This is a genomic window from Clostridium septicum, from assembly GCF_003606265.1.
GTDB lineage: Bacteria > Bacillota > Clostridia > Clostridiales > Clostridiaceae > Clostridium > Clostridium septicum.
In genome coordinates, this window is record NZ_CP023671.1 from 1,937,132 (window position 1) to 1,961,649 (window position 24,518).

The 24,518-nt window shown below is 34.0% G+C and carries 13 protein-coding genes, 12 tRNA genes, 2 rRNA genes and 1 other annotated feature; of the genes, 26 read left to right on the plus strand and 1 reads right to left on the minus strand.

The features are described from left to right. The first annotated feature begins 28 nt into the window (after window positions 1-28). From CP523_RS08595 to murD, 22 genes are all read left to right on the plus strand, one after another. On the plus strand, window positions 29-442 hold the full coding sequence (locus CP523_RS08595; RefSeq protein WP_066674888.1) for a S1 domain-containing RNA-binding protein: 414 nt from the start codon (window positions 29-31) through the stop codon (window positions 440-442). 269 nt (window positions 443-711) lie between these two features. Continuing rightward, window positions 712-798 (plus strand) — tRNA-Leu (locus CP523_RS08600). Window positions 799-821: 23 nt separating this feature from the next. Beyond that, window positions 822-897, plus strand: a tRNA-Met gene (locus tag CP523_RS08605). A 6-nt stretch (window positions 898-903) separates the two neighbouring features. Beyond that, window positions 904-980, plus strand: a tRNA-Met gene (locus CP523_RS08610). A gap of 5 nt (window positions 981-985) precedes the next feature. Further along, window positions 986-1,072: transfer RNA gene (locus CP523_RS08615), tRNA-Leu, on the plus strand. A gap of 23 nt (window positions 1,073-1,095) precedes the next feature. Further along, window positions 1,096-1,171: transfer RNA gene (locus CP523_RS08620), tRNA-Met, on the plus strand. 6 nt (window positions 1,172-1,177) lie between these two features. After that, window positions 1,178-1,254, plus strand: a tRNA-Met gene (locus CP523_RS08625). 5 nt (window positions 1,255-1,259) lie between these two features. Further along, window positions 1,260-1,346, plus strand: a tRNA-Leu gene (locus tag CP523_RS08630). Between the two features lie 371 nt (window positions 1,347-1,717). After that, a complete protein-coding gene (gene spoIIE / locus CP523_RS08635; protein WP_066674891.1) occupies window positions 1,718-4,105 on the plus strand; it encodes a stage II sporulation protein E in 2,388 nt (795 codons plus the stop codon). 150 nt (window positions 4,106-4,255) lie between these two features. Continuing rightward, a complete protein-coding gene (gene tilS / locus CP523_RS08640; RefSeq protein WP_066674894.1) occupies window positions 4,256-5,647 on the plus strand; it encodes a tRNA lysidine(34) synthetase TilS in 1,392 nt (463 codons plus the stop codon). A gap of 4 nt (window positions 5,648-5,651) precedes the next feature. Further along, window positions 5,652-6,188, plus strand: coding sequence for a hypoxanthine phosphoribosyltransferase (gene hpt / locus CP523_RS08645; protein WP_066674897.1), 537 nt, complete (start codon window positions 5,652-5,654; stop codon window positions 6,186-6,188). 52 nt (window positions 6,189-6,240) lie between these two features. After that, the gene (gene ftsH, locus CP523_RS08650; RefSeq protein ID WP_066674900.1) at window positions 6,241-8,043 is read left to right on the plus strand and encodes an ATP-dependent zinc metalloprotease FtsH; all 1,803 of its coding nucleotides are present in this window, start codon (window positions 6,241-6,243) and stop codon (window positions 8,041-8,043) included. A 300-nt stretch (window positions 8,044-8,343) separates the two neighbouring features. Then, on the plus strand, window positions 8,344-10,014 hold the full coding sequence (locus tag CP523_RS08655) for a formate--tetrahydrofolate ligase (RefSeq protein ID WP_120140783.1): 1,671 nt from the start codon (window positions 8,344-8,346) through the stop codon (window positions 10,012-10,014). Window positions 10,015-10,148: 134 nt separating this feature from the next. Beyond that, complete coding sequence (locus tag CP523_RS08660) at window positions 10,149-10,928, plus strand: type III pantothenate kinase (RefSeq protein ID WP_066674905.1); 780 nt, start codon at window positions 10,149-10,151, stop codon at window positions 10,926-10,928. Window positions 10,929-10,934: 6 nt separating this feature from the next. Then, window positions 10,935-11,906 (plus strand): tRNA dihydrouridine synthase DusB, encoded by a 972-nt coding sequence (dusB, locus tag CP523_RS08665; RefSeq protein ID WP_066674907.1) that lies wholly within the window; start codon window positions 10,935-10,937, stop codon window positions 11,904-11,906. Between the two features lie 213 nt (window positions 11,907-12,119). Further along, on the plus strand, window positions 12,120-12,602 hold the full coding sequence (gene greA / locus CP523_RS08670) for a transcription elongation factor GreA (protein WP_066674909.1): 483 nt from the start codon (window positions 12,120-12,122) through the stop codon (window positions 12,600-12,602). Window positions 12,603-12,615: 13 nt separating this feature from the next. Beyond that, window positions 12,616-14,127: a lysine--tRNA ligase gene (gene lysS / locus CP523_RS08675; RefSeq protein ID WP_120140784.1), complete on the plus strand. Its 1,512-nt coding sequence runs from the start codon at window positions 12,616-12,618 to the stop codon at window positions 14,125-14,127. Window positions 14,128-14,396: 269 nt separating this feature from the next. Continuing rightward, a tRNA-Asn gene (locus tag CP523_RS08680) sits at window positions 14,397-14,471 on the plus strand. A gap of 31 nt (window positions 14,472-14,502) precedes the next feature. After that, window positions 14,503-14,577 (plus strand) — tRNA-Asn (locus CP523_RS08685). Window positions 14,578-14,609: 32 nt separating this feature from the next. Beyond that, window positions 14,610-14,684, plus strand: a tRNA-Asn gene (locus CP523_RS08690). Between the two features lie 150 nt (window positions 14,685-14,834). Further along, window positions 14,835-15,003: a binding site (T-box leader), on the plus strand. A 49-nt stretch (window positions 15,004-15,052) separates the two neighbouring features. Continuing rightward, window positions 15,053-16,444 (plus strand): glycine--tRNA ligase, encoded by a 1,392-nt coding sequence (locus tag CP523_RS08695; protein WP_120140785.1) that lies wholly within the window; start codon window positions 15,053-15,055, stop codon window positions 16,442-16,444. A gap of 255 nt (window positions 16,445-16,699) precedes the next feature. Next, a complete protein-coding gene (gene murD / locus CP523_RS08700; RefSeq protein WP_066674924.1) occupies window positions 16,700-18,079 on the plus strand; it encodes a UDP-N-acetylmuramoyl-L-alanine--D-glutamate ligase in 1,380 nt (459 codons plus the stop codon). 46 nt (window positions 18,080-18,125) lie between these two features. Here murD and CP523_RS08705 read toward each other — a convergent pair whose 3' ends face one another. Beyond that, the gene (locus CP523_RS08705) at window positions 18,126-19,118 is read right to left on the minus strand and encodes a DUF5050 domain-containing protein (RefSeq protein WP_083089401.1); all 993 of its coding nucleotides are present in this window, start codon (window positions 19,116-19,118) and stop codon (window positions 18,126-18,128) included. A 479-nt stretch (window positions 19,119-19,597) separates the two neighbouring features. Here CP523_RS08705 and CP523_RS08710 point away from each other — a divergent pair. From CP523_RS08710 to CP523_RS08725, 4 genes are all read left to right on the plus strand, one after another. Then, window positions 19,598-21,112 (plus strand): 16S ribosomal RNA (locus CP523_RS08710). Between the two features lie 102 nt (window positions 21,113-21,214). Further along, a tRNA-Ala gene (locus CP523_RS08715) sits at window positions 21,215-21,290 on the plus strand. A 3-nt stretch (window positions 21,291-21,293) separates the two neighbouring features. Further along, window positions 21,294-21,370, plus strand: a tRNA-Ile gene (locus CP523_RS08720). A 199-nt stretch (window positions 21,371-21,569) separates the two neighbouring features. Next, window positions 21,570-24,474, plus strand: a 23S ribosomal RNA gene (locus tag CP523_RS08725). The 16S and 23S rRNA genes sit together here with 2 tRNA genes alongside, the layout of an rRNA operon. The last annotated feature ends 44 nt before the right edge of the window (window positions 24,475-24,518 follow it).

Below are 24,518 nucleotides of genomic sequence, written 5' to 3' on the forward strand. Positions count from 1 at the left end.
TTTAATTTTAAGGAGGAATCTTTGTAACATGACCTTGATGGCAGGAAAGATATTAGAAGGTACTGTGGTTAATATCACAAATTTTGGAGCTTTTGTAGAGATTGAAGGAAAAACAGGTTTAGTTCATATTTCTGAAGTAGCTGATTCTTTTGTAAAAGACATTAGACAACACCTTAAGGAACAAGATAAAGTAAAAGTTAAGGTAATATCAATAGATGATAACGGAAAAATAAGTTTATCAATAAAGCAAGCTAATGTGCAAAAAAAGTCATATAAACCAGCTGAAATAGATTGGACTTCAGAAAATAAAAAAAATAACAATAGCAATTCAGGGAATTTTGAAGATATAATGTCAAGATTTTTAAAGGATAGCGAAGAAAGAATGCAAGATGTTAAGAAAAATCAAGACTTTAAGAGCAAGAATAGCAGAAAAGGCTTTTAATAGTTGTACTTATGACATCATATAAAGTTAATATATAAATTTACATAAAAACCTTAGTTTTAAAACTAAGGTTTTTTATGTTCTAATTAAGGATTTTATCTTAATTAATATAACGAAAATGTATTATAAATGGGGCATTTTCAGGCCTAGATTATGGCATAGTTAAAGAGTTATATAAAAATAAAAAAATAAATTTAAAAAATATGTTGACAGTATAGGAAACATGCTATATAATTAATTTTGTCGCTGAGGGGCGACAGAGAAAATATGCTGAAGTGGCGGAACAGGCAGACGCACAGGACTTAAAATCCTGCGGTAGCGATACCGTACCGGTTCGATTCCGGTCTTCAGCACCAAGCTAAATTCAACTTTATAATATCGCGGGGTGGAGCAGTTGGCAGCTCGTCGGGCTCATAACCCGAAGGTCGTAGGTTCAAGTCCTGCCCCCGCAACCATAATATGGCGGAATAGCTCAGCTGGCTAGAGCACTCGGTTCATACCCGGGGTGTCGTAGGTTCAAGTCCTATTTCCGCTACCATATACGCTGAAGTGGCGGAACAGGCAGACGCACAGGACTTAAAATCCTGCGGTAGCGATACCGTACCGGTTCGATTCCGGTCTTCAGCACCAAGCTAAATTCAACTTTATAATATCGCGGGGTGGAGCAGTTGGCAGCTCGTCGGGCTCATAACCCGAAGGTCGTAGGTTCAAGTCCTGCCCCCGCAACCATAATATGGCGGAATAGCTCAGCTGGCTAGAGCACTCGGTTCATACCCGGGGTGTCGTAGGTTCAAGTCCTATTTCCGCTACCATATACGCTGAAGTGGCGGAACAGGCAGACGCACAGGACTTAAAATCCTGCGGTAGCGATACCGTACCGGTTCGATTCCGGTCTTCAGCACCAAGATCTAAGTTTTTAACTTAGATCTTTTTTTATTTAAATTTATAATATTTTTTATCAAGGAAATATGAATAAAAAAGTTATTCATATTTCTTCATTATAAAATTAATAATGACAAAAAAAGTATAAAAATAAATATGTTAAAAAAATATAAAAATAAAAATCTATTTACCAAAATTAGTAAGATATCTTACAAATTAACGGTTGTACACTTTAAGTATTAGAATGGAAGGAAAAAATAAAAAACATTTTAATTGGGAATAAAAGGGAACAGTGTCCTACGAAAAATATTTTTAGCCCCAACAAATGACATATATCTATCTAAGCTGGTGATATAATTAATATACATTTTATGGAAAAAAGGAGAGGTGTACATGCAGTATGGGGTAGATATAGCGGAGTTTAAACGGGTTGATACTAAAAAGAGTAGAAGAGAAATACGGATACAAGATACATTTGTAAAAAGTATTATCTCAGGTTGTATGGCATTATTATTGAGCAGAGTTATGTTAGTTGTTATTCCTGGAGTGGGTATAGCTCCTTTTGGATTAGCTTATCTTTTAGGAGAAAGCTTTAAAGAAAATAGAAAATATTCTATTTTGACATTATTAGGGGCTATCTTAGGATATTTATCTATATATAAGGCTTTAGACGGAGTTGCAGTATACATAATGTCTGCTGTGTTAATATTTGCTTACTCAAGAGTAAAAAGTTTTCTTAAATATGAACAAAAGGATAAAGCAGCTTTTTTATTAATATTTGGTGCGTTTTTTATATATAGTTTAATTATAAATAAACAACCAGTAGGAGTTAATCTTACATTTTCTCTAATTAAAGTAATATCAATAGCTCCTGTTTATTATATTTTAAAATATGCATTGAATTGTACAGAAGAACTAAAAACAAATTATATATTTTCAACAGAAGAATTAATAAGTATAGGTATATTAGTCTGTTTATTAGTTTCAGGTGTTGGACAAATAGGAATTTGGGGAATTTCAATAAGAAATATAGTAGCATTAGCATCTGTAATAGTTATAGCTTATGTAGGTGGTTCTGGACTTGGAGCCGCAATTGGTGTAACAATGGGATTTATCGTAGGAATAACAACAGATAATATAGTAGCATTAATAAGTCTTTATAGTGTTTGTGGACTTATAGTAGGTATTTTTAAGGATACAGGTAGAATATTTTCAGCAATTTCGTATGTTGTTATATACTTTATAATATCAATGTATTCAGAAACTTTTGCTATATATGGAGCAATAGAAGCAGTAATAGCGGCTATAGTATTAATAATATTACCTAATGGATTAGTGAGTAGATTTATAAAAGAAGTTAATCAGGATAAAAAGGTGGAGATTATTAATGATATTCATCTTCAAGGAATTAAGAGTGAGTTTGCTTCTAGATTAGAGGCGTTAAAGGGAGTTTTAAGTGATTTATCAATATCAATATCTAATTTAGCGGAGAATGATAGATTGCTATTAAATAATAAGGGTACGGCTATGGTAGAAAGTCTTGCGGATAGAGTTTGTTGTAATTGTGAAATGAGAGGAAGGTGTTGGGATAGAAATCTTCATAATACATTTAATTCTTTTTCAGATTTAATTAGTAGTTGTGAAGCAAATGAAATGAAATTTCCAAGTGATTTAGAAAAAAGATGCGTTAAAAAGTCAGCATTACTTAGAAGTTCTCAAGAGCTTATAAATAATTATGTTGTAAATGAGGCGTTAAAAACTAGATTATCGGAGGGAAGAAATTTAATTTCAAATCATATAAATAATATGGCATTAACAATGGGGGATATTGTTAGAGATTTTAATAAGGATATTTCAGTATGTACTGACATAGATAGATTATTAAGGAAAACGTTAAATAAAAATAGTGTTGAGTATAAAGATGTATTTTGTTATTTAGATAGAAAAGGAAGATTAAAGATAAAAGTAACTCTTTCCAACTGTGAAGGAGCTAACTATTGTTCTAAAAAAGTATTACCTATTATAAATTCCTTGGTTAAAATTCCGGTATCAATTGGAAGAGAGGGATGCAGAATAAACCCTGATACAGATGAATGTTCAATAATAATAGAGGAAACACCTAAATATCATGTTTTATCATATGTAGCTACAGATATTAAGGATGGAGAAAGATTTGCTGGAGATAGTTATAGCTATGGCAAGAATGATGATGGAACGTATTTAACAATTGTAAGTGATGGAATGGGATCAGGTCCGGAGGCAGGAACTGAAAGTAAAGTTGCTGTAGATTTAATTGAAAAATTTATAGAAGCTGGTTTTTCAGATAAAACAGCAATAAATACTGTAAACTCAATAATGGCTATGAAGTTTAGTGAAGATGAGAAATTTACAACATTAGATTTAAATTTGATAGATCTATATACAGGTGAGGCAGATTTTATGAAGGTAGGAGGGGTTGTGAGTTTTATAAAGAGAGGAAATGAAGTAGAGGTTATTAATTCAGAAAGTTTACCTTTTGGAGTTTTAGACAGTGTAGATGTTAGTGCGGAAAAGAAAAAATTAAAACATGGAGATATTATAGTAACTATAAGTGATGGAGTATTAGATGTTGATAAAAGTGATGTTGGGAATTATGAATGGTTGAGAGAGTATATTGAGTATGCAGATACAAATCCAGAAGCATTATCAAGGGATATTTTAGAAAAATCTAAATCATTAAGTGGTGGAAGAATTAGGGATGATATGACTGTATTAGTATCAAAAATTTATTCAGTTTATTAAAATTGAAATGAAGAGGTGAGATTTAGAGGCATTATAGTGAATCTCATCTCTTTTATTGTATAAAGTATAATATTTTTATAAATATTTACATTGGTAGCTGTAAAGGGTATTATATTATATATTAAAATATTTATATTTAGGAGTATTAAAGTGATAAATAAGGTAAAACACTTTATAGAAAAAAATAAGCTGCTTAATAAAAAAGATAAAGTATTAGTAGCTTTATCAGGAGGTCCAGATTCTATATGTTTATTGCATATATTATATTCTTTAAAAGATGATATGAAACTGGAGATAGGTGCTGCTCATATAAATCATATGTTAAGAGGTGATGATGCGTTAGAGGATGAGATATATGTAAAAGAATTTTGTGAAAAATTAGGAATACCTTGCTATATAGATAGAATAGATATAGATAGAATATCCAAAGAAAAAGGAATATCTCATGAGCTGGCAGGGAGAGAAGAGAGATATAAATTTTTTGAAGAAATTAAATCTAGCAAAGGGTATAATAAAATAGCAATAGCTCACAATGCTAATGATCAAGCAGAAACTGTTATTATGAGAATGATGAGGGGAGCTGGTTTAGAAGGGCTCTGTGGAATAAGAGTTGAAAGGGATAATAAGTTTATAAGACCTATATTATGCCTTAACAGAAAGGAAATTGAATCATATTGCAAATTAAATAACTTAAATGCAAGAATAGATAAAACCAATTTAGAAAAAATATATAGTAGAAATAAAGTTAGATTAGATATATTACCATATATGAAAAAGAATTTTAATAAAGATATTATTGATACTATAAATAGAATGGCTACTTTATTACAAAAAGATAATGAGTTTATTGAAAATAAGGCAAATGAAGCATATGAAAAAAATTGCAGCGAAAAAAATGGAGATTTGGTTATATGTAGAGAGCTATTTTCTTTAGAAGAAGCATTAATTACTAGAGTAATAAAAAAGGCTTTTATAGTATATTCCCAAAAATATACTAATTTTGAGATGAAACATATATATGAGGTTATTGAACTTTCTAAAATAGGAACTAATAAGAAAGTCGATTTACCAAATGAAATATTTGCTGAAAATATATATGGAAATATATATCTAAAGAAAAGGTTAAATGTAGATATTAATAAAAATAATCAAATATATTTATCAAGAGATGCTCTAGAAGGATTATCAGTAGAGTTTGGTGAATATAATGTTAGATTTAACATAATAACCAATAAAAATAATCTAGAATTTTCGGATAATGTCTTAATAAAATATTTTGATTATGATAAGATAAAAGAAGGACTATATATTAGAACTAGAAAAGATGGAGATAAAATTAAACCTCTTGGGATGAAGGGGAGTAAAAAGCTTAAAGATATATTTATAAATATGAAGGTTCCAAGAGAAAACAGGCTCACAGTACCTATAGTATGTTTTGATAATGAAATATCTTGGGTGGTAGGATATAAAGTTTCTGAGGATTTTAAAATAACTAAGGAAACTAAAAATATAATAAAAATTACTTTTTCTAGAAAGGAATAATTAAATGTTAGAGGATATCAAAGAAGTATTATTAACAGAAAATGAAATAATGCAAAGAATAAAGGAAATTGCATCAAAGATTAGTGAAGAGTATAAAGGAAAGGATTTATTAGTAGTAGGTATATTAAAAGGATCAGTGATAGTTGCTTCAGATCTTATAAAAAATATAACTATTCCATGTTCTATTGACTTTATGGCTCTTTCAAGTTATGGTAATTCAACAGAGACATCAGGAGTAGTTAGAATTTTAAAAGATTTAGATCACGGTATTGAAGGAAAAGATGTAATTATAGTAGAAGATATAATAGATAGTGGAGTAACATTAGATTATCTTCTTAAATACTTAAAAGCAAGAAAAGCAAATAGTATAGAAATAGTAACATTATTAAGCAAACCAGCAAGAAGAAAAGTGGAAATAGATGTTAAGTATTGTGGATTTGAGGTTCCAGATGAATTTTTAGTTGGATATGGATTAGATTTTTCAGAGAAATATAGAAATTTACCTTTTATAGGAATATTAAAAGAAGAAGTTTATAAATAATAAAGAGAGCGATTGATAAAAAATAAAATACTAGAAGAGAGGGGGGCCTTGAATGAAGAAATATTCAAGTGCAACTGTATGGATATTTGCGATACTTCTACTATTCTTATCAGCCACATTCCTGTGGAATAATGGAAGTATGTCAGATGAAATAGCATATAGTGAATTTCAACAAAAATGGATAAATGATAAGATTGATAATATAACTGTTCAACAAGATAAAATGGTTATTAGTGGAAAATTAAGAGATGGAAAACAATTTGTAACATATGCTCCAAGTGATATGTTAAAACTGTTAATGACTCAAAATCCAAAGGATAACATTAAAATTGAATTTAAACAACCATCTAATAGTGGTATGTGGATTAGTATAATACCTACTATAATGTTAATGGTATTAATGGTAGTTGTATTCTTTATGATGACTCAGCAATCACAAGGTGGTGGCGGAGGCAGAGGTGTAATGAGCTTTGGTAAGAGTAGAGCTAAAGTTTTATCACCTGATGCCAAAAAGGTAACATTTAAAGATGTTGCAGGAGCAGATGAAGAAAAGCAAGAACTAGAAGAAATAGTTGATTTCTTAAAACAACCTTCTAGATATGTAGAAATGGGAGCAAGAATACCTAAAGGTGTTCTTTTGGTAGGGCCTCCAGGAACAGGAAAAACATTACTTGCAAAAGCTATTGCCGGAGAAGCTGGAGTACCATTTTATAGTATTTCAGGATCTGATTTCGTTGAGATGTTTGTCGGTGTAGGTGCATCAAGAGTTAGAGACTTGTTCGAACAAGCGAAGAAAAGTGCACCATCATTAATATTTATTGATGAAATAGATGCTGTAGGTAGACAAAGAGGAGCCGGTCTTGGTGGTGGACATGATGAAAGAGAGCAAACTTTAAATCAATTATTAGTTGAAATGGATGGGTTTGGAGCAAATGAAGGAATAATTATGATAGCAGCAACAAACAGACCAGACATATTAGACCCAGCTCTTTTAAGACCAGGTAGATTCGATAGACAAATTGTAGTAGGAGCACCTGACGTAAAGGGAAGAGAAGAAGTTCTTAAAGTTCATACTAAAGAAAAACCATTAGAAGATACTGTAGATTTAGCAGTATTAGCAAAGAGAACTCCAGGATTTAGTGGTGCAGATTTAGAGAACTTAGCTAATGAAGCAGCTCTTCTATCAGTTAGAAAAGATAAAAAGCTTATCGGAATGGATGAGTTTGAGGAAGCAATAACTAGAGTTATTGCAGGACCAGAAAAGAAGAGTAGAACTATTAGTGAACATGATAGAAGATTAACAGCATTCCATGAAGCAGGTCATGCGGTAGTCATGAAGTGCTTAGAACATTCAGATCCAGTACATGAAATAAGTATAATTCCTAGAGGAATGGCTGGAGGATACACTATGAATTTACCTAGAGAAGATAGATCATATACTTCAAAAGCTAAACTTAAAGATGATATGGTAGGTCTTTTAGGTGGTAGAGTAGCAGAAAAGCTTGTTTTATCAGATATAAGTACAGGAGCTAAAAATGACATTGATAGAGCTAGTGCTATAGCGAGAGCCATGGTCATGGAATATGGAATGAGCGAAAAGTTAGGAACTATATCTTATGGAACAGATAACAATGAAGTATTCCTTGGAAGAGATCTTGGAAGAGGTAGAAACTTCAGTGAGAAAGTTGGTTCAGAAATTGACCAAGAAGTTAAGAGTTTTATAGATGAAGCATATATTAAGGCAGAGAAATTACTTAGTGAGAATATGAGTAAGTTACATGCTGTAGCAGAAGCTTTATTAGAAAAAGAAAAAATTGATGGTGAAGAGTTTGAAAGAATTTTTGATGCAAATTAATTTTGAATAGTTTTTTTAATGTAGGATAATAGTGTTTATTATCCTACATTTTTGTTTGTAAGGAGATTGTTTATATAAATATAATAAGTCTTAATTTATATAAATTAAGGAATGGATTTATAAAGTTTTTAAATTGCGAACTATAATTTTATATTTATATAACAAATAAAATATTTTTGGTAAAAATACGAATAATAATTAATTGAAATTATAAAATATTCGAATAATCTATTTTAATGCAATACCATTAGTGATATAATAAGTTATAAATTATTAGTTAAGTGGGAGGTTATGATATTAATGAAAAGCGATATTCAAATAGCACAAGAAGCAAAATTGGAGCCTATAGTAAAAATTGCGAAAAAATTAAATCTAGATGAAGATAGTATAGAGCAATATGGGAAATATAAATGTAAGTTATCTTTAGATATTTTGGAAGAGAGAAAAGATAAAAAGAATGGGAAATTAGTTTTAGTAACAGCTATAAATCCCACACCAGCTGGAGAAGGAAAGTCTACAGTAACTGTTGGATTAGGTCAGGCATTATGTAAAATGGGTAAAAATGCAGTTATAGCATTAAGAGAGCCTTCATTAGGACCAGTATTCGGTATAAAAGGTGGAGCTGCTGGAGGTGGATATGCTCAAGTAGTACCAATGGAGGATATAAATTTACATTTTACTGGAGATATGCATGCTATTACTTCAGCAAATAACTTATTATCAGCAGCAATAGATAATCACATACATCAGGGAAATACTTTAAGAATAGACTCAAGAAGAATTATATTTAAAAGGGTTATAGATATGAATGATAGAGCCCTTAGAAATATAGTTGTTGGAATGGGTGGAAAAATAAATGGATTTTTAAGAGAAGACGGATTTATGATAACTGTAGCCTCAGAGATAATGGCAATATTATGTTTATCAAATAGCTTAAAGGATCTTAAAGAGAGAATGGGAAATATACTTATTGCATATGATTTAGATGGAAAACCAGTATATGCTAAACAGTTACAAATTCAAGGTGCAATGGCACTATTGATGAAAGATGCAATAAAACCTAATTTAGTTCAAACATTAGAAAATACACCAGCTATAATTCATGGAGGGCCTTTTGCGAATATAGCTCATGGGTGTAACTCTATAATAGCTACAAAAATGGCTTTAAAGCTTGGAGATATAGTTATTACTGAAGCTGGGTTTGGAGCAGATTTAGGTGCTGAAAAATTCTTAGATATAAAATGTAGATATGGAGAATTAAATCCAGATTGTGTAGTTATAGTCGCTACTATAAGAGCATTAAAACACCACGGTGGAATTAAAAAGGAAGAGTTAAATATTCCTAATGTAGAAGCTTTAAAAAAGGGAATAGTAAATTTAGAAAAGCAAATTGAAAATATTAAAAAGTTTAATGTTCCAGTTGTTGTATCTATAAACAGATTTTTAACAGATAGTGTGGAAGAAATAGAGTTTATAAAAGAATTTTGTGGAAAACTTAACGTAAAAGTAGCTTTATCAGATGTATGGGCAAAAGGTGGAGAAGGTGGAGTAGAACTTGGTAATATTGTTACAGATATATTAGAAAATGAAAAGTCAAACTTTAAACCTATATACAATGAAAAAGAAACAATAGAGAATAAAATAAATATTATAGCTAGGGAAATATATGGAGCAAAAGGTGTGGTTTTTACTCCAGAAGCTAAAAAGCAAATGTCAGATCTTGAAAGTTTTGGTTTGGATAAATTACCTATTTGTATGGCTAAAACACAATACTCTCTTTCAGATAATCCTTCACTTTTAGGGAGACCTGAAAACTTTGAAATAACAGTAAGAGAAATAAGAGTATCAAATGGAGCGGGTTTTATAGTTGCTTTAAATGGAAATGTAATGACTATGCCTGGTTTACCAAAAGTGCCAGCAGCTAATAGAATGGATATATTAGATAATGGTGAAATAGTGGGATTATTTTAATTTCTATAATTTACAACACTTGACAAATACTCTGTAATTGTTAAAATTAAATTGTTAAATTTTTAAGGATTACAAATACTTAAAATAAAGGCAGCTTTAGGGCTGCTTTTAATTGTATTAAGGATGGTGCTTTTATGGTTTTATTGGTAGATGTAGGTAATACAAATATAGTATTAGGTGTGTACAAAGAAAGGGAAAATATTGTTAGTTGGAGAATTTCTACAGATTCAAAAAAAACTTCTGATGAATATGGAATACAAGTTATGCAGTTGTTTACACAAAGTGAACTTAATCCAAAAGAAGTTAAAGGTATAATTATATCATCTGTAGTACCAAATATAATGCACTCTTTAGAAAATATGATAAAGAAAAGCTTTGGAATAAATCCATTAGTTGTAGGGCCTGGAGTTAAGACAGGTATAAATATAAAATATGATAATCCAAAAGAAGTTGGTGCAGATAGAATTGTAAATGCCGTAGCTGCACATGATATCTATAAGAAAGATGTAATACTAATAGATTTTGGAACAGCAACAACATTTTGTTCTGTAACTAAATCAGGAAATTATCTTGGAGGATGCATTGTTCCTGGTGTTAAAATATCATCAGATGCTTTATTTGATAGAGCTGCAAAGCTACCTAGAGTAGAGTTAGAAGTACCTCAAAATATAATATGTAAAAATACAATTTCAAGTATGCAAGCTGGAATAATCTATGGATATATAGGACAGGTTGAATATATAGTTAAAAAGACTAAAAAAGAAATGATGGATCTTGGTTCAGAAGAACCTTTTGTAATAGCAACAGGTGGATTAGCTAATTTAGTAGCAAATGAGACTGATGTTATTGATAAGGTAGATTCTAGTTTAACATTAGAGGGGTTAAGAATAATATACGAAAAGAATAAGGAGTAGTATAGTATGAAAATTAAAAACCTAGAATTTGAAAATAATGTTTTTCTAGCACCTATGGCAGGCGTTACAGATATATCCTTTAGAGGACTTTGTAAAGAAATGGGATGTGGATTAGTATATACTGAAATGGTAAGTGCTAAAGCTTTATATTATGGAAGTGATAACACTAAGAGTTTATTAAGAATAGCTGAAGAGGAACGTCCTGTAGCTGCACAAATTTTTGGAAATGATCCAGATATAATGGCAGAGATAGTAAAAAAGTACTTTAATGATAGAGAAGATATATGTATATTAGATATAAATATGGGGTGTCCTGCCCCTAAAATTACTAAAAATGGGGAAGGGTCTGCACTTATGAAAGACCCAAAACTTGCTGCAAAAATTGTTGAAAGCATTAAAAAAGTTTCAACTAAGCCTGTTACTGTGAAATTCAGAAAGGGTTGGGATGAAGATAGCATTAATGCAGTTGAATTTGGTAAAATATTAGAAGCTTCGGGTGCAGATGCTATTGCAGTTCATGGAAGAACTAAAAGGCAGATGTACGAAGGAAAGGCAGATTGGAATATAATAGCTAAAGTTAAAGATGCTGTTAATATACCTGTAATAGGAAATGGAGATGTTTTTACTCCTGATGATGCTTTTGAAATGAAGAATATAACTAATTGTGATGGTATAATGATAGCAAGGGGAAGCATGGGGAATCCTTGGATTTTCAAACAAATTCAAAGAAAACTAAATGGAGAAGACCTATTAGAAATTAGCGATATAGAGAAAATTAATATGTGTTTAAGGCACTATGAATTAGCTATAAAATACGATGGTGAATATAAAGCTGTACGAGAAATGAGAAAGCATGCATCATGGTATATAAAAGGTTTACCAAGAAGTAGTGAAGTAAGAAATATAATGAATACCATTGATGAGAGTTCTAAAGTAATTGAATTTTTGAATCAGTATAAGGAAGAATTGTCAAAATAAAATATTTAGGAATTAAAAAGTAAATAATAGAATAAATATACTCTAAAAGGTTAATACATATATAAGTAACTAAACTTAGAGGACTTTTATATGGAGTTAACTTTGTTGACATATTAAACTTACTGATTTATAATATTTTAAATGTTCAAAGAATATCAGACCTAGGTTAGGTATTACAATAAAAGTAGTAATTATTTTGAAGGGGAGAACAGTATGAGCGAATCAAAGAAATTTTTGATGACTTATGAAGGTGTTAAAAAACTAGAAGACGAATTAGAATACTTAAAAACGGTTAAAAGAAAAGAGATAACAGAAAAAATAAAAGTAGCTTTAGGATATGGAGATTTAAGCGAAAACTCAGAATATGATGAAGCTAAAAATGAGCAAGCATTTACAGAAGGAAGAATTATTCAATTAGAGAATATGTTAAAGAATGCTTCAGTTGTTGATGAATCAGAAATTCCAACAGATAAAGTTTCAGTAGGATCAATAGTTAAGGTTAAAGACTATGAGTTTGATGAAGAAGTAGAATATTCAATAGTAGGTTCAGCAGAAGCAGACCCTATGAATTTTAAAATATCAAATGAATCACCAGTTGGTAGCGCTTTAATAGGCAAAAAAGTTGGTGAAATAGTAGAAGTGTCAGTTCCAAGTGGAGTAAACAAGTTTGAAATACTAGGAATTAGAAGAGAGTAACGGAGGGATATTAATGTCAACTGAGGAAATGAATATACAAGAGCTAGAATCTCAGTTTAGTGAACAAGAAGCATTAAGAAGAGAAAAATTAGTAGAGTTACAAAATCAAGATAAGGATCCGTTTGACGTTTATAAAGTAGAAAGAACTCATTCTTCAGAAGGAGTAAAGGGAGATTTTGAAAATTTAGAAGGATCAATAGTAACTGTAGCTGGAAGAATAATGTCTAAAAGAGGTCAAGGTAAAGTTGTATTTTCAGACATTCATGATAGAGATGGAAGAATACAGTTATTTATAAAGATAGATGAAGTTGGAGAAGAAGCTTTAAAATCATACAAGTCATATGACTTAGGTGATTGGGTTGCTGCGACAGGAGAAGTTTTCAAAACTAGAACAGGTGAAGTATCTGTTAAAGTTAAAGAGTTTGAATTAATATGTAAGTCATTGAAACCATTACCAGAAAAGTGGCATGGTTTAAAAGACCCAGATTTAAGATATAGACAAAGAGAAGTAGATATAATTACAAATCCAGAAGTTAAGGATACTTTTATAAAGAGAGCTAAAATTATAAAGGGAATAAGAGAATTCTTAGATAATAAAGGCTTTATAGAAGTAGAGACACCAATGTTATCAACAATAGCCGGTGGAGCTTCTGCTAGGCCATTTATAACTCATCATAATACATTAGATATAGATATGTATTTAAGAATTGCTCCAGAGTTATATTTAAAAAGATGTATAGTAGCAGGATTAGAGAAAGTTTATGATCTTGGAAGAACATTTAGAAATGAAGGAATGTCAGTAAGACATAATCCAGAGTTTACTATGATAGAGTTATATCAAGCTTTTGCTGATTATAATGATATGATGGAAATAACTGAAAATATGGTTGCTTCTGTTTGTGAAAAGGTAAATGGTACAACTAAGGTTACTTACCAAGGAACAGAGATAGACTTTACACCTCCTTGGAGAAGAATAACTATGATTGATGCAGTAAAGGAACATGCAGGTGTAGACTTTAATGCAATTAAATCAAATGAAGAAGCTCAAGCTATAGCTAAAGAGAAGAACTTAGAATTCAAAAAGGATCTTAAGTATGTAACTAAGGGTGAAGTATTAAATATGTTATTTGAAGAATATGCAGAAGAGCATATGATTCAACCAACATTTATATGTGATTACCCAGTAGAAATCTCACCTTTAACTAAAAAGAAGAGAGGTAATTCAGAGTTTACAGAAAGATTTGAAGGGTTCATATTTGGTAGAGAAATATGCAATGCTTACTCAGAATTAAATGATCCAATAGTTCAAAGAGATAGATTTAATCAACAAGAAAAGGAAAGAGAACTTGGAGATGATGAAGCATACATGATAGATGAAGAATTCATGAGTGCTTTAGAAACAGGTATGCCACCAACAGGAGGATTAGGAATAGGTATAGATAGACTTATAATGTTCTTAACTGATTCAGCGTCAATAAGAGATGTTATAATGTTCCCTACGATGAAACCTCAACTAAATAAATAGGTATAAAAAGAGCTATATCAAATTGAATTAACATTTAATTTGATATAGCCTATTTTTTATTTAAAAGACAATATATAACAACATTAGTGTTTAAATTTTACTTTATCAATAAATAAAGCTTAAACATAGTATAATTAGGCAGTTGAAGGGGTTCAAGCTAGGTTATATAGTTGATTTAGTAGTATAATTTGAAAAAAAAATTAAATTTTTTTGTAAAAAGGGGTTGCTATATTATGAAATCGTGCTATAATATCTAATGTACTCAATATTCCGCGATAGCTCAACGGTGGAGCACTCGGCTGTTAACCGATAGGTTGGAGGTTCGAATCCTCTTCGCGGAGCCATTTAAATTTAATATATTGATTATAAAAATATTCCGCGATAGCTCAACGGTGGAGCACTCGGCTGTTAACCGATAGGTTGGAGGTTCGAATCCTCTTCGCGGAGCCATTTAAATTTAATATGTTGATTACAAAAAATATTCCGCGATAGCTCAATGGTGGAGCACTCGGCTGTTAACCGATAGGTTGGAGGTTCGAATCCTCTTCGCGGAGCCATTTTTTTTATTTAAAGACTTTTATAAGAGTAGATATAAAATCTGTTGTTATAAAAGTCTTTTTTATATTTTTTAGGTGGGTACAATAGTTTTTACATTATTGTTTTACTTGACATATAATGCTCTTTTGATAAAATATTATTATAAGTAAATATACATGATGATGAAGAAGAGTAATTTTAAATTTGATTTTAGAGAGACGATGGTTGGTGTGAATCGTTATTAAATTAAAATGAATGGCGCTTTTGAATGTAATGATTTAGAAAGTTGGGCTCAAGCCAAGAAGGGTGGAACCGCGGAATTGAAATTTCGTCCCTTTAGGTCTAAGGGCTTTTTTTATTTTATATTAAAACATTGGAGGTATGAAAGATGGCAGTAGAAAAGACTATGGATAAAATCGTGGCACTTTGCAAAAATAGAGGATTCATATTCCCAGGATCAGATATTTATGGTGGATTAGCAAACTCATGGGATTATGGTCCACTAGGAGTAGAATTCAAAAATAACGTTAAAAAAGCATGGTGGAAAAAATTTGTTCAAGAAAGTCCATATAATGTAGGTGTAGACTGTGCAATATTAATGAATAAAGAAGTTTGGGTAGCATCAGGACATATTGGTGGTTTTTCTGATCCATTAATGGATTGTAAAGATTGTAAGGCTAGATTTAGAGCAGATAAACTAGTTGAAGATCATATGACTGAAAATGGTGTAGAAGTAGCTTCAGCAGATGGTTGGAGTAATGAGCAATTAAAAGAATATATAGAGAAGAATAATATAGTTTGTCCTAAGTGCGGAAAAATGAACTATACAGACATTAGAAAATTTAATTTAATGTTTAAGACTTTCCAAGGTGTAACAGAAGATGCTAAAAATGAAATATACTTAAGACCAGAAACAGCTCAAGGTATATTTGTAAACTTTAAATCAGTTCAAAGAAGTTCAAGAAAAAAAGTTCCATTTGGTATAGCTCAAATAGGTAAGTCTTTTAGAAATGAAATAACACCAGGAAACTTTACTTTTAGAACGAGAGAATTTGAACAAATGGAATTAGAATTCTTCTGTAAACCAGGAACTGACTTAGAATGGTTTGGATATTGGAAAGATTACTGCTGGAAGTTCTTATTGAATTTAGGAGCTAAAGAACAGAATCTAAGAATGAGAGATCATGCTCAAGAAGAATTATCATTCTATTCAAATGCAACATCAGATATAGAATATTTATTCCCATTTGGTTGGGGAGAACTTTGGGGTATAGCAGATAGAACTGACTATGACTTAACAAAGCATCAAGAACATTCAGGTCAAGATATGAGCTATCTAGATCCGACAAACAATGAAAAATATGTACCATACGTTATAGAGCCATCATTAGGAGCTGATAGAGTTGCCTTAGCATTCTTAGTTGATGCATATGATGAAGAAGAATTAGAAGGTGGAGATATAAGAACAGTAATGCATTTACATCCAGCATTAGCTCCATATAAGGCAGCTATATTACCACTTTCAAAGAAGTTATCAGAAAAGGCCTTAGAAGTATATGAAGATTTAAGTAAAAAGTTTAATTTAGAATATGATGATGCAGGAAGTATCGGTAAAAGATATAGAAGACAAGATGAAATTGGTACCCCTTATTGTATAACAATAGATTTTGAAACTTTAGAGGATAATGCTGTAACTATAAGAGATAGAGATACAATGAAACAAGAAAGAATTAAGATAGAAGATTTAGAAGCTTTCATAGCGAAGAGCTTAGAATTTTAATTAAATTTTTGATAGTCCTGGAATTATTTCCTGGGCTATCTTTTTATTTATATTAAATTGATGAATAATAAAATATAAAAAATTTTATTAGGAAAAAAACTGATGGAATTAAATATTAAGAATATGACAAAATATATGTAAAAAACTATGATTTTTGTATTTAGCTAATTTAGATGTTATAATTAGAAAGAATTGGGACAGACTTAAATAGAGTTAATATAATAATGGAATAGATAGTTTTTTGGAGGAAGATATATGAAAAGAGACTTTAAAGAGTTCAAAGAATTTATAAAAGGAAAAAATGTGGCTGTTGTAGGCATAGGTGTAAGTAATATTCCTCTTATTAATTTTTTATTTAAATTAGGTTCTACTGTTACTGCTTTTGATAAAAAGAGTGAAGCAGAATTAGGGGATATAGTTAATGAATTTAAAGAAAAAGGTATAAAATTAGAACTTGGAGAAAGATATTTAGATAATTTAACAGGTTTTGATGTTGTATTTAAAACTCCATCGATGAGAATAGACTGTAATGCGTTAGTAAAGATAAAGAATGAAGGAGCCTATATTACTTCAGAGATGGAGGAGTTTGTTAGATATTGTAAGGGTAAGGTTTATGGAGTTACAGGTAGTGATGGTAAGACTACAACAACTACAATTGTATCAAAGCTTCTAGAAGCTGAAGGATATAAGACTTGGGTTGGAGGAAATATAGGAACTCCATTATTTTCACAAATAGAAGAAATAAAAGAAGATCATATGGTGGTTTTGGAATTATCAAGTTTCCAACTTATGACTATGAATTCACCTATAGATGTAGCTATAGCTACTAATTTGGCGCCGAATCACCTTGATATGCATAAAAATATGAATGAATATATAGATGCTAAAAAGAATATATTCTTATACCAAAATAAAGATAATGTACTAGTTGTAAATAGAGAAAATGAGATAACATATAATTTTGAAAAAGAAGCAAAAGGTGAGGTAAGGGAATTTAGCTCAAAGAGAGAAATAAAAAATGGTGCATATTACAAAGATGGAAGGTTATATCTAGAAGGAAAAGAAGTATGTAAAAAGGATGATATAGTAATAAAAGGTATGCACAATGTGGAGAATTATTTAGCTTCATTTATTGCAACTAAAGATGATGTTAGCATTGAAACTATGAAGAAGGTAGCGGAAACATTTGCTGGAGTAGAGCATAGATGTGAGTTAGTTAGGGAATTAAATGGAGTTAAATATTACAATGATTCTATAGCATCAAGTCCAACTAGGACTTTAGCAGGTCTTTTTGCTTTTGAAAAGAAGGTAATATTAATTGCGGGTGGATATGATAAGCATATACCATTTGAGCCACTAGCAGTAAAAGGATATCCATATATAAAAGAACTAATACTTTTAGGTGCAACTAAAGAAATGATTAAAGATGCCTTTGATAAAGTAATTATGGAAAAGGGTATTACTATACCAATTAAAGTAGTAGCTTCTTTAAATGATGCTGTTATAGAAGCTAAAAAAATTGCTAAAGAAGGGGATATAGTAACATTGTCACCAGCGTGTGCATCTTTTGATATGTTTCCTAACTTTGCAGTAAGAGGAAATAAATTTAAAGAAATAGTTAAAAATTTAAAATAAATTAAAAACAGCCCACTTAGATTCTTATATACTAAGTGGGCTGTTTTTAATTCTGTTTAATTACATAAGTTTTATTCACATCTAGGGTTTTATCTAAGAAAATTTCATTATCGTTAAGATAATATTGATTTATAGAATCTGTAGTTATTTGAGAAGCTTTTGCTTCATTTTTATTTAAATCAACAGATAAAGAACAAAGATTATTGCCTGAGGCTATATTAATAAAATATAATTTATTGTTAGAGTTTTTAAGTTCGGTACCATTAATTGAAGCTATCTTATTAGTTCTTTCAGATTTTACATCTAATTTATATAATGAGTTATTTTCATCTGAATTTATAAAAAGTATTTGTCCACTATAAACAGTAAAACTATCTACAGAGTTATCGGTTAACTTCTTTCTATTATTACCATCTATTGATATGCTATAAAGTTTAGCTCCATCACTAAGGTTTTGATAAAGTATTGAATTCCCATTTATTATAAATTTACCACATGAATCATCTGATAAGCTATATGAAGTTGAATTGGCTAAATTATAATGATAAAGTTTATTATTATCAGTTCTATTTATATAATAAAGTTCTTTTGATTGAGAAGTTAAATTATAAACAGAATTATTATTTACTTTAGTAAATTCATTACGTTGATAATCCAATTTGTATAAACTATTGTTATCTGATGTATTTGAAAAATATATAGAATTATCAATTGTAATTAATGATTCAACAGGATAATTAAAAGTATCCTTTATATTATCATTTAGAACATAGGAATTAGATGTAGATTTTTCAGTTGTTGATAATTTATTGTTATTTTCCTTGTCTGGGAAAAATATCAGATTTCCTAAATTTAAATATGGTGAATATGTAATAGATTTATCTACCAAAGTTAAATTGGAATTAGGGGGTGTAGTGGGCTGAGAAATTTCTATTTTATTGTTCTTATCTTTAGTTTCGTTTTTTGCTTTTTCTGCTGCAGAACAAGCTGTTAAGAAAAAACTAGATAATAAGACTAAAGGTATAGCTTTTTTTAACATAATAATCCTCCTAAAATAATAAAATTGTTTTTTTTAGTACTTAATTTTTAAAATAAGTCGTTATTAAAGGTATAACCTTATATAATTATCGGGCTTTTCTATTAAAATGTTTAGAAAAATTATAATATAAAGTGATAACTGTGCCAAGTGTATCGCTATAAGAAAAAGTTAGAAATTATAAGTATATATGAGAAAAATAGAAATAAACCTTAGTAAATGATATATTTATAATAGGTTAACTTATAGAATCGTGATATTATAAATAGCGTCGTCGGGAACACGAGGACAAAACAAAACTTCAAAATTTGTTAAAAAATATGTTGACAAGAAAGAAGTTAAATGTTATTATGATTAAGCAGTCGAGAGATTGCAAGAAGTTAGATCTTTGAAAATTGAACAGAATAAAAGTTAAGTAATAACCAGCAATTCTTTTGAGAGTCTTAAAAGACTCAAAGTAATTTGAGCAACAGATTAAACTTTTTAGTGAGAGTTTGATCCTGGCTCAGGACGAACGCTGGCGGCGTGCCTAACACATGCAAGTCGAGCGAGGGGAGTTTCTTCGGAAACAAACCTAGCGGCGGACGGGTGAGTAACACGTGGGCAACCTGCCTTGTAGAGGGGAATAGCCTCCCGAAAGGGAGATTAATACCGCATAACATTGCAGCTTCGCATGGAGCAGCAATTAAAGGAGTAATCCGCTACAAGATGGGCCCGCGGCGCATTAGCTAGTTGGTGAGGTAACGGCTCACCAAGGCGACGATGCGTAGCCGACCTGAGAGGGTGATCGGCCACATTGGGACTGAGACACGGCCCAGACTCCTACGGGAGGCAGCAGTGGGGAATATTGCACAATGGGGGAAACCCTGATGCAGCAACGCCGCGTGAGTGATGAAGGTTTTCGGATCGTAAAGCTCTGTCTTCAGGGACGATAATGACGGTACCTGAGGAGGAAGCCACGGCTAACTACGTGCCAGCAGCCGCGGTAATACGTAGGTGGCGAGCGTTGTCCGGATTTACTGGGCGTAAAGGGAGCGTAGGCGGACTTTTAAGTGAGATGTGAAATACCCGGGCTCAACCTGGGGGCTGCATTTCAAACTGGAAGTCTAGAGTGCAGGAGAGGAGAGTGGAATTCCTAGTGTAGCGGTGAAATGCGTAGAGATTAGGAAGAACACCAGTGGCGAAGGCGACTCTCTGGACTGTAACTGACGCTGAGGCTCGAAAGCGTGGGGAGCAAACAGGATTAGATACCCTGGTAGTCCACGCCGTAAACGATGGATACTAGGTGTGGGAGGTATCAACTCCTTCCGTGCCGCCGTTAACACATTAAGTATCCCGCCTGGGGAGTACGGTCGCAAGATTAAAACTCAAAGGAATTGACGGGGGCCCGCACAAGCAGCGGAGCATGTGGTTTAATTCGAAGCAACGCGAAGAACCTTACCTAGACTTGACATCTCCTGCATTACTCTTAATCGAGGAAGTCCCTTCGGGGACAGGATGACAGGTGGTGCATGGTTGTCGTCAGCTCGTGTCGTGAGATGTTGGGTTAAGTCCCGCAACGAGCGCAACCCTTATTGTTAGTTGCTACCATTTAGTTGAGCACTCTAGCGAGACTGCCCGGGTTAACCGGGAGGAAGGTGGGGATGACGTCAAATCATCATGCCCCTTATGTCTAGGGCTACACACGTGCTACAATGGCAAGTACAACGAGATGCAATACCGCGAGGTGGAGCTAAACTATAAAACTTGTCTCAGTTCGGATTGTAGGCTGAAACTCGCCTACATGAAGCTGGAGTTGCTAGTAATCGCGAATCAGCATGTCGCGGTGAATACGTTCCCGGGCCTTGTACACACCGCCCGTCACACCATGAGAGTTGGCAATACCCAAAGTTCGTGAGCTAACCGCAAGGAGGCAGCGACCTAAGGTAGGGTCAGCGATTGGGGTGAAGTCGTAACAAGGTAGCCGTAGGAGAACCTGCGGCTGGATCACCTCCTTTCTATGGAGAAATCTAGTTAACAAGATGATTAACTAGTAATAACTCAAAAGATATGGTATCTTAACTTCTGTTCAATTTTGAGGGATTTACCTCAAAACATGTGGGGGTATAGCTCAGTTGGGAGAGCACTTGCCTTGCACGCAAGGGGTCAAGAGTTCGAATCTCTTTATCTCCACCACATGGGTCTATAGCTCAGCTGGTTAGAGCGCACGCCTGATAAGCGTGAGGTCGATGGTTCGAGTCCATTTAGACCCACCATTGTTCTTTGAAAATTGCATATGAATTAAAACAACTTAAGTGAGAATCTAAATTTATAATTTAGTTATTCGAACTTACTCCTGAAAGCGTATGTGAACAGGAGTTTCAAATTAACAAAAGTTAATTGAGAAGTGACAACAAGCCAAGAATAATATTCTTTGTGAAAATAAATTAACTCTTTGTAAAAGAGAACCGTATAGGTCAAGCTACAAAGGGCGCATGGTGAATGCCTTGGTATCAGGAGCCGATGAAGGACGTGATAAGCTGCGAAAAGCTTCGGGTAGGCGCACATAGCCAGTGATCCGGAGATCTCCGAATGAGGAAACTCACATGGGAAACCCCATGTATCCTGTAATGAATAAATAGTTACAGGAAGGTAAACCCAGGGAACTGAAACATCTAAGTACCTGGAGGAAGAGAAAGAAAAATCGATTTTCTAAGTAGCGGCGAGCGAAAGGGAAAGAGCCCAAACCAGAGATTTATCTCTGGGGTTGCGGACAGAACATTAACAGGAAATTATAATTAATTGAATTTAACTGGAAAGTTAAGCCACAGAGTGTAATAGCCACGTAAATAAAAATTATAATAACTAAGTTCTGATCCAGAGTACCACGAGACACGTGAAACCTTGTGGGAAGCAGGGAGGACCACCTCCCAAGGCTAAATACTACCTGATGACCGATAGTGAAGCAGTACCGTGAGGGAAAGGTGAAAAGAACCCCGGGAGGGGAGTGAAATAGAACCTGAAACCGTGTGCCTACAACCGGTCAGAGCACCATATGAGTGTGATGACGTGCTTTTTGTAGAACGAGCCAACGAGTTACGGTATGTAGCAAGGTTAAGTACTTAAGGTACGGAGCCGAAGGGAAACCGAGTCTTAATAGGGCGAGTAGTTGCATGCCGTAGACCCGAAACCGGGTGACCTATCCATGGCCAGGTTGAAGCGGGGGTAAAACCCCGTGGAGGACCGAACCACGTTGCTGTTGAAAAAGCATGGGATGAGCTGTGGATAGCGGAGAAATTCCAATCGAACTCGGAGATAGCTGGTTCTCCTCGAAATAGCTTTAGGGCTAGCGTCGGATATGAGTAATGGAGGTAGAGCACTGAATGGGCTAGGGGGCGTATCGCTTACCGAACCTTATCAAACTCCGAATGCCATATACTATTAGTCCGGCAGTCAGACTACGAATGATAAGATCCGTGGTCAAAAGGGAAAAAGCCCAGATCGTCAGCTAAGGTCCCAAAGTGTAAGTTAAGTGGAAAAGGATGTGGGATTTCTAAGACAACTAGGATGTTGGCTTAGAAGCAGCCACTCATTGAAAGAGTGCGTAATAGCTCACTAGTCGAGAGATCCTGCGCCGAAAATGTCCGGGGCTCAAACTTACCACCGAAGCTACGGGCTCATCGTAAGATGAGCGGTAGAGGAGCGTCGTAATCGGGCTGAAGTCGTACCGTAAGGAGCGGTGGACTGATTACGAGTGAGAATGTTGGCATTAGTAGCGAGATGTGAGTGAGAATCTCACAGGTCGAAAATCTAAGGTTTCCTGGGGAAGGCTCGTCCGCCCAGGGTTAGTCGGGACCTAAGCCGAGGCCGATAGGCGTAGGCGATGGACAATCGGTTGATATTCCGATACCACTACAATCGTTATTATCGATGGTGTGACGGAGAAGGATAGGATGTGCTAGCGATTGGAAATGCTAGTCTAAGCGTTTAGGGAGTTGAAATAGGCAAATCCGTTTCAACAATCCTGAGGCGTGATGGGGAAGGCCATTAGGCTGAAGTATCTGATTCCATGCTTCCAAGAAAAGCATCTAGAGAGAGAAGTAGTGCCCGTACCGCAAACCGACACAGGTAGATGAGGAGAGAATCCTAAGACCAGCGGAAGAATTGCAGTTAAGGAACTAGGCAAATTGACCCCGTAAGTTAGCGAGAAGGGGTGCCTACGAGAGTAGGCCGCAGAGAATAGGCCCAAGCAACTGTTTAGCAAAAACACAGGTCTCTGCTAAAGCGCAAGCTGATGTATAGGGGCTGACGCCTGCCCGGTGCTGGAAGGTTAAGGGGAACACTTAGCGCAAGCGAAGGTGTGAACTTAAGCCCCAGTAAACGGCGGCCGTAACTATAACGGTCCTAAGGTAGCGAAATTCCTTGTCAGGTAAGTTCTGACCCGCACGAATGGCGTAATGACTTGGGCACTGTCTCAACTGCAAATCCGGCGAAGTTGTAGTGCGAGTGAAGATGCTCGCTACCCGCGATTGGACGGAAAGACCCCGTAGAGCTTTACTGTAGCTTAGCATTGAATTCCGATATTGTCTGTACAGGATAGGTGGGAGACTTGGAAACTAGGGCGTCAGCCTTGGTGGAGTCAACCTTGGGATACCACCCTGACAGTATTGGGGTTCTAACCGGACGCCATGAATCTGGTGACGGGACATTGTTAGGTGGGCAGTTTGACTGGGGCGGTCGCCTCCTAAAAAGTAACGGAGGCGCCCAAAGGTTCCCTCAGAACGGTCGGAAATCGTTCGAAGAGTGCAAAGGCAGAAGGGAGCCTGACTGCGACACCCACAAGTGGAGCAGGGACGAAAGTCGGGCTTAGTGATCCGGTGGTACCTCGTGGGAGGGCCATCGCTCAACGGATAAAAGCTACCTCGGGGATAACAGGCTGATCTCCCCCAAGAGTCCACATCGACGGGGAGGTTTGGCACCTCGATGTCGGCTCGTCGCATCCTGGGGCTGTAGTAGGTCCCAAGGGTTGGGCTGTTCGCCCATTAAAGCGGCACGCGAGCTGGGTTCAGAACGTCGTGAGACAGTTCGGTCCCTATCCGTCGCGGGCGTAGGAAATTTGAGAGGAGCTGTCCTTAGTACGAGAGGACCGGGATGGACTGACCTCTGGTGCACCAGTTGTTCCGCCAGGAGCATGGCTGGGTAGCTAAGTCGGGAAGGGATAAACGCTGAAAGCATCTAAGCGTGAAGCCCCCCTCAAGATGAGATTTCCCATAGCATAAGCTAGTAAGACCCCTTGAAGAACACAAGGTTGATAGGTCAGAGGTGTAAGTGTGGTAACATATTTAGCTGACTGATACTAATAGGTCGAGGGCTTGACCAAAATAAAACGGAAAAATTCATATGCAATTTTCAGAGAACATTCTC

Coding starts and splice junctions, on each gene's coding strand:
- CP523_RS08660 (WP_066674905.1), top strand. CDS start 10,149: ATGGTTTTATTGGTAGATGTAGGTAATACAAATATAGTATTAGGTGTG.
- CP523_RS08695 (WP_120140785.1), top strand. CDS start 15,053: ATGGCAGTAGAAAAGACTATGGATAAAATCGTGGCACTTTGCAAAAAT.
- murD (WP_066674924.1), top strand. CDS start 16,700: ATGAAAAGAGACTTTAAAGAGTTCAAAGAATTTATAAAAGGAAAAAAT.
- CP523_RS08705 (WP_083089401.1), bottom strand. CDS start 19,118: ATGTTAAAAAAAGCTATACCTTTAGTCTTATTATCTAGTTTTTTCTTA.
- greA (WP_066674909.1), top strand. CDS start 12,120: ATGAGCGAATCAAAGAAATTTTTGATGACTTATGAAGGTGTTAAAAAA.
- lysS (WP_120140784.1), top strand. CDS start 12,616: ATGTCAACTGAGGAAATGAATATACAAGAGCTAGAATCTCAGTTTAGT.
- spoIIE (WP_066674891.1), top strand. CDS start 1,718: ATGCAGTATGGGGTAGATATAGCGGAGTTTAAACGGGTTGATACTAAA.
- ftsH (WP_066674900.1), top strand. CDS start 6,241: ATGAAGAAATATTCAAGTGCAACTGTATGGATATTTGCGATACTTCTA.
- hpt (WP_066674897.1), top strand. CDS start 5,652: ATGTTAGAGGATATCAAAGAAGTATTATTAACAGAAAATGAAATAATG.
- dusB (WP_066674907.1), top strand. CDS start 10,935: ATGAAAATTAAAAACCTAGAATTTGAAAATAATGTTTTTCTAGCACCT.
- CP523_RS08655 (WP_120140783.1), top strand. CDS start 8,344: ATGAAAAGCGATATTCAAATAGCACAAGAAGCAAAATTGGAGCCTATA.
- CP523_RS08595 (WP_066674888.1), top strand. CDS start 29: ATGACCTTGATGGCAGGAAAGATATTAGAAGGTACTGTGGTTAATATC.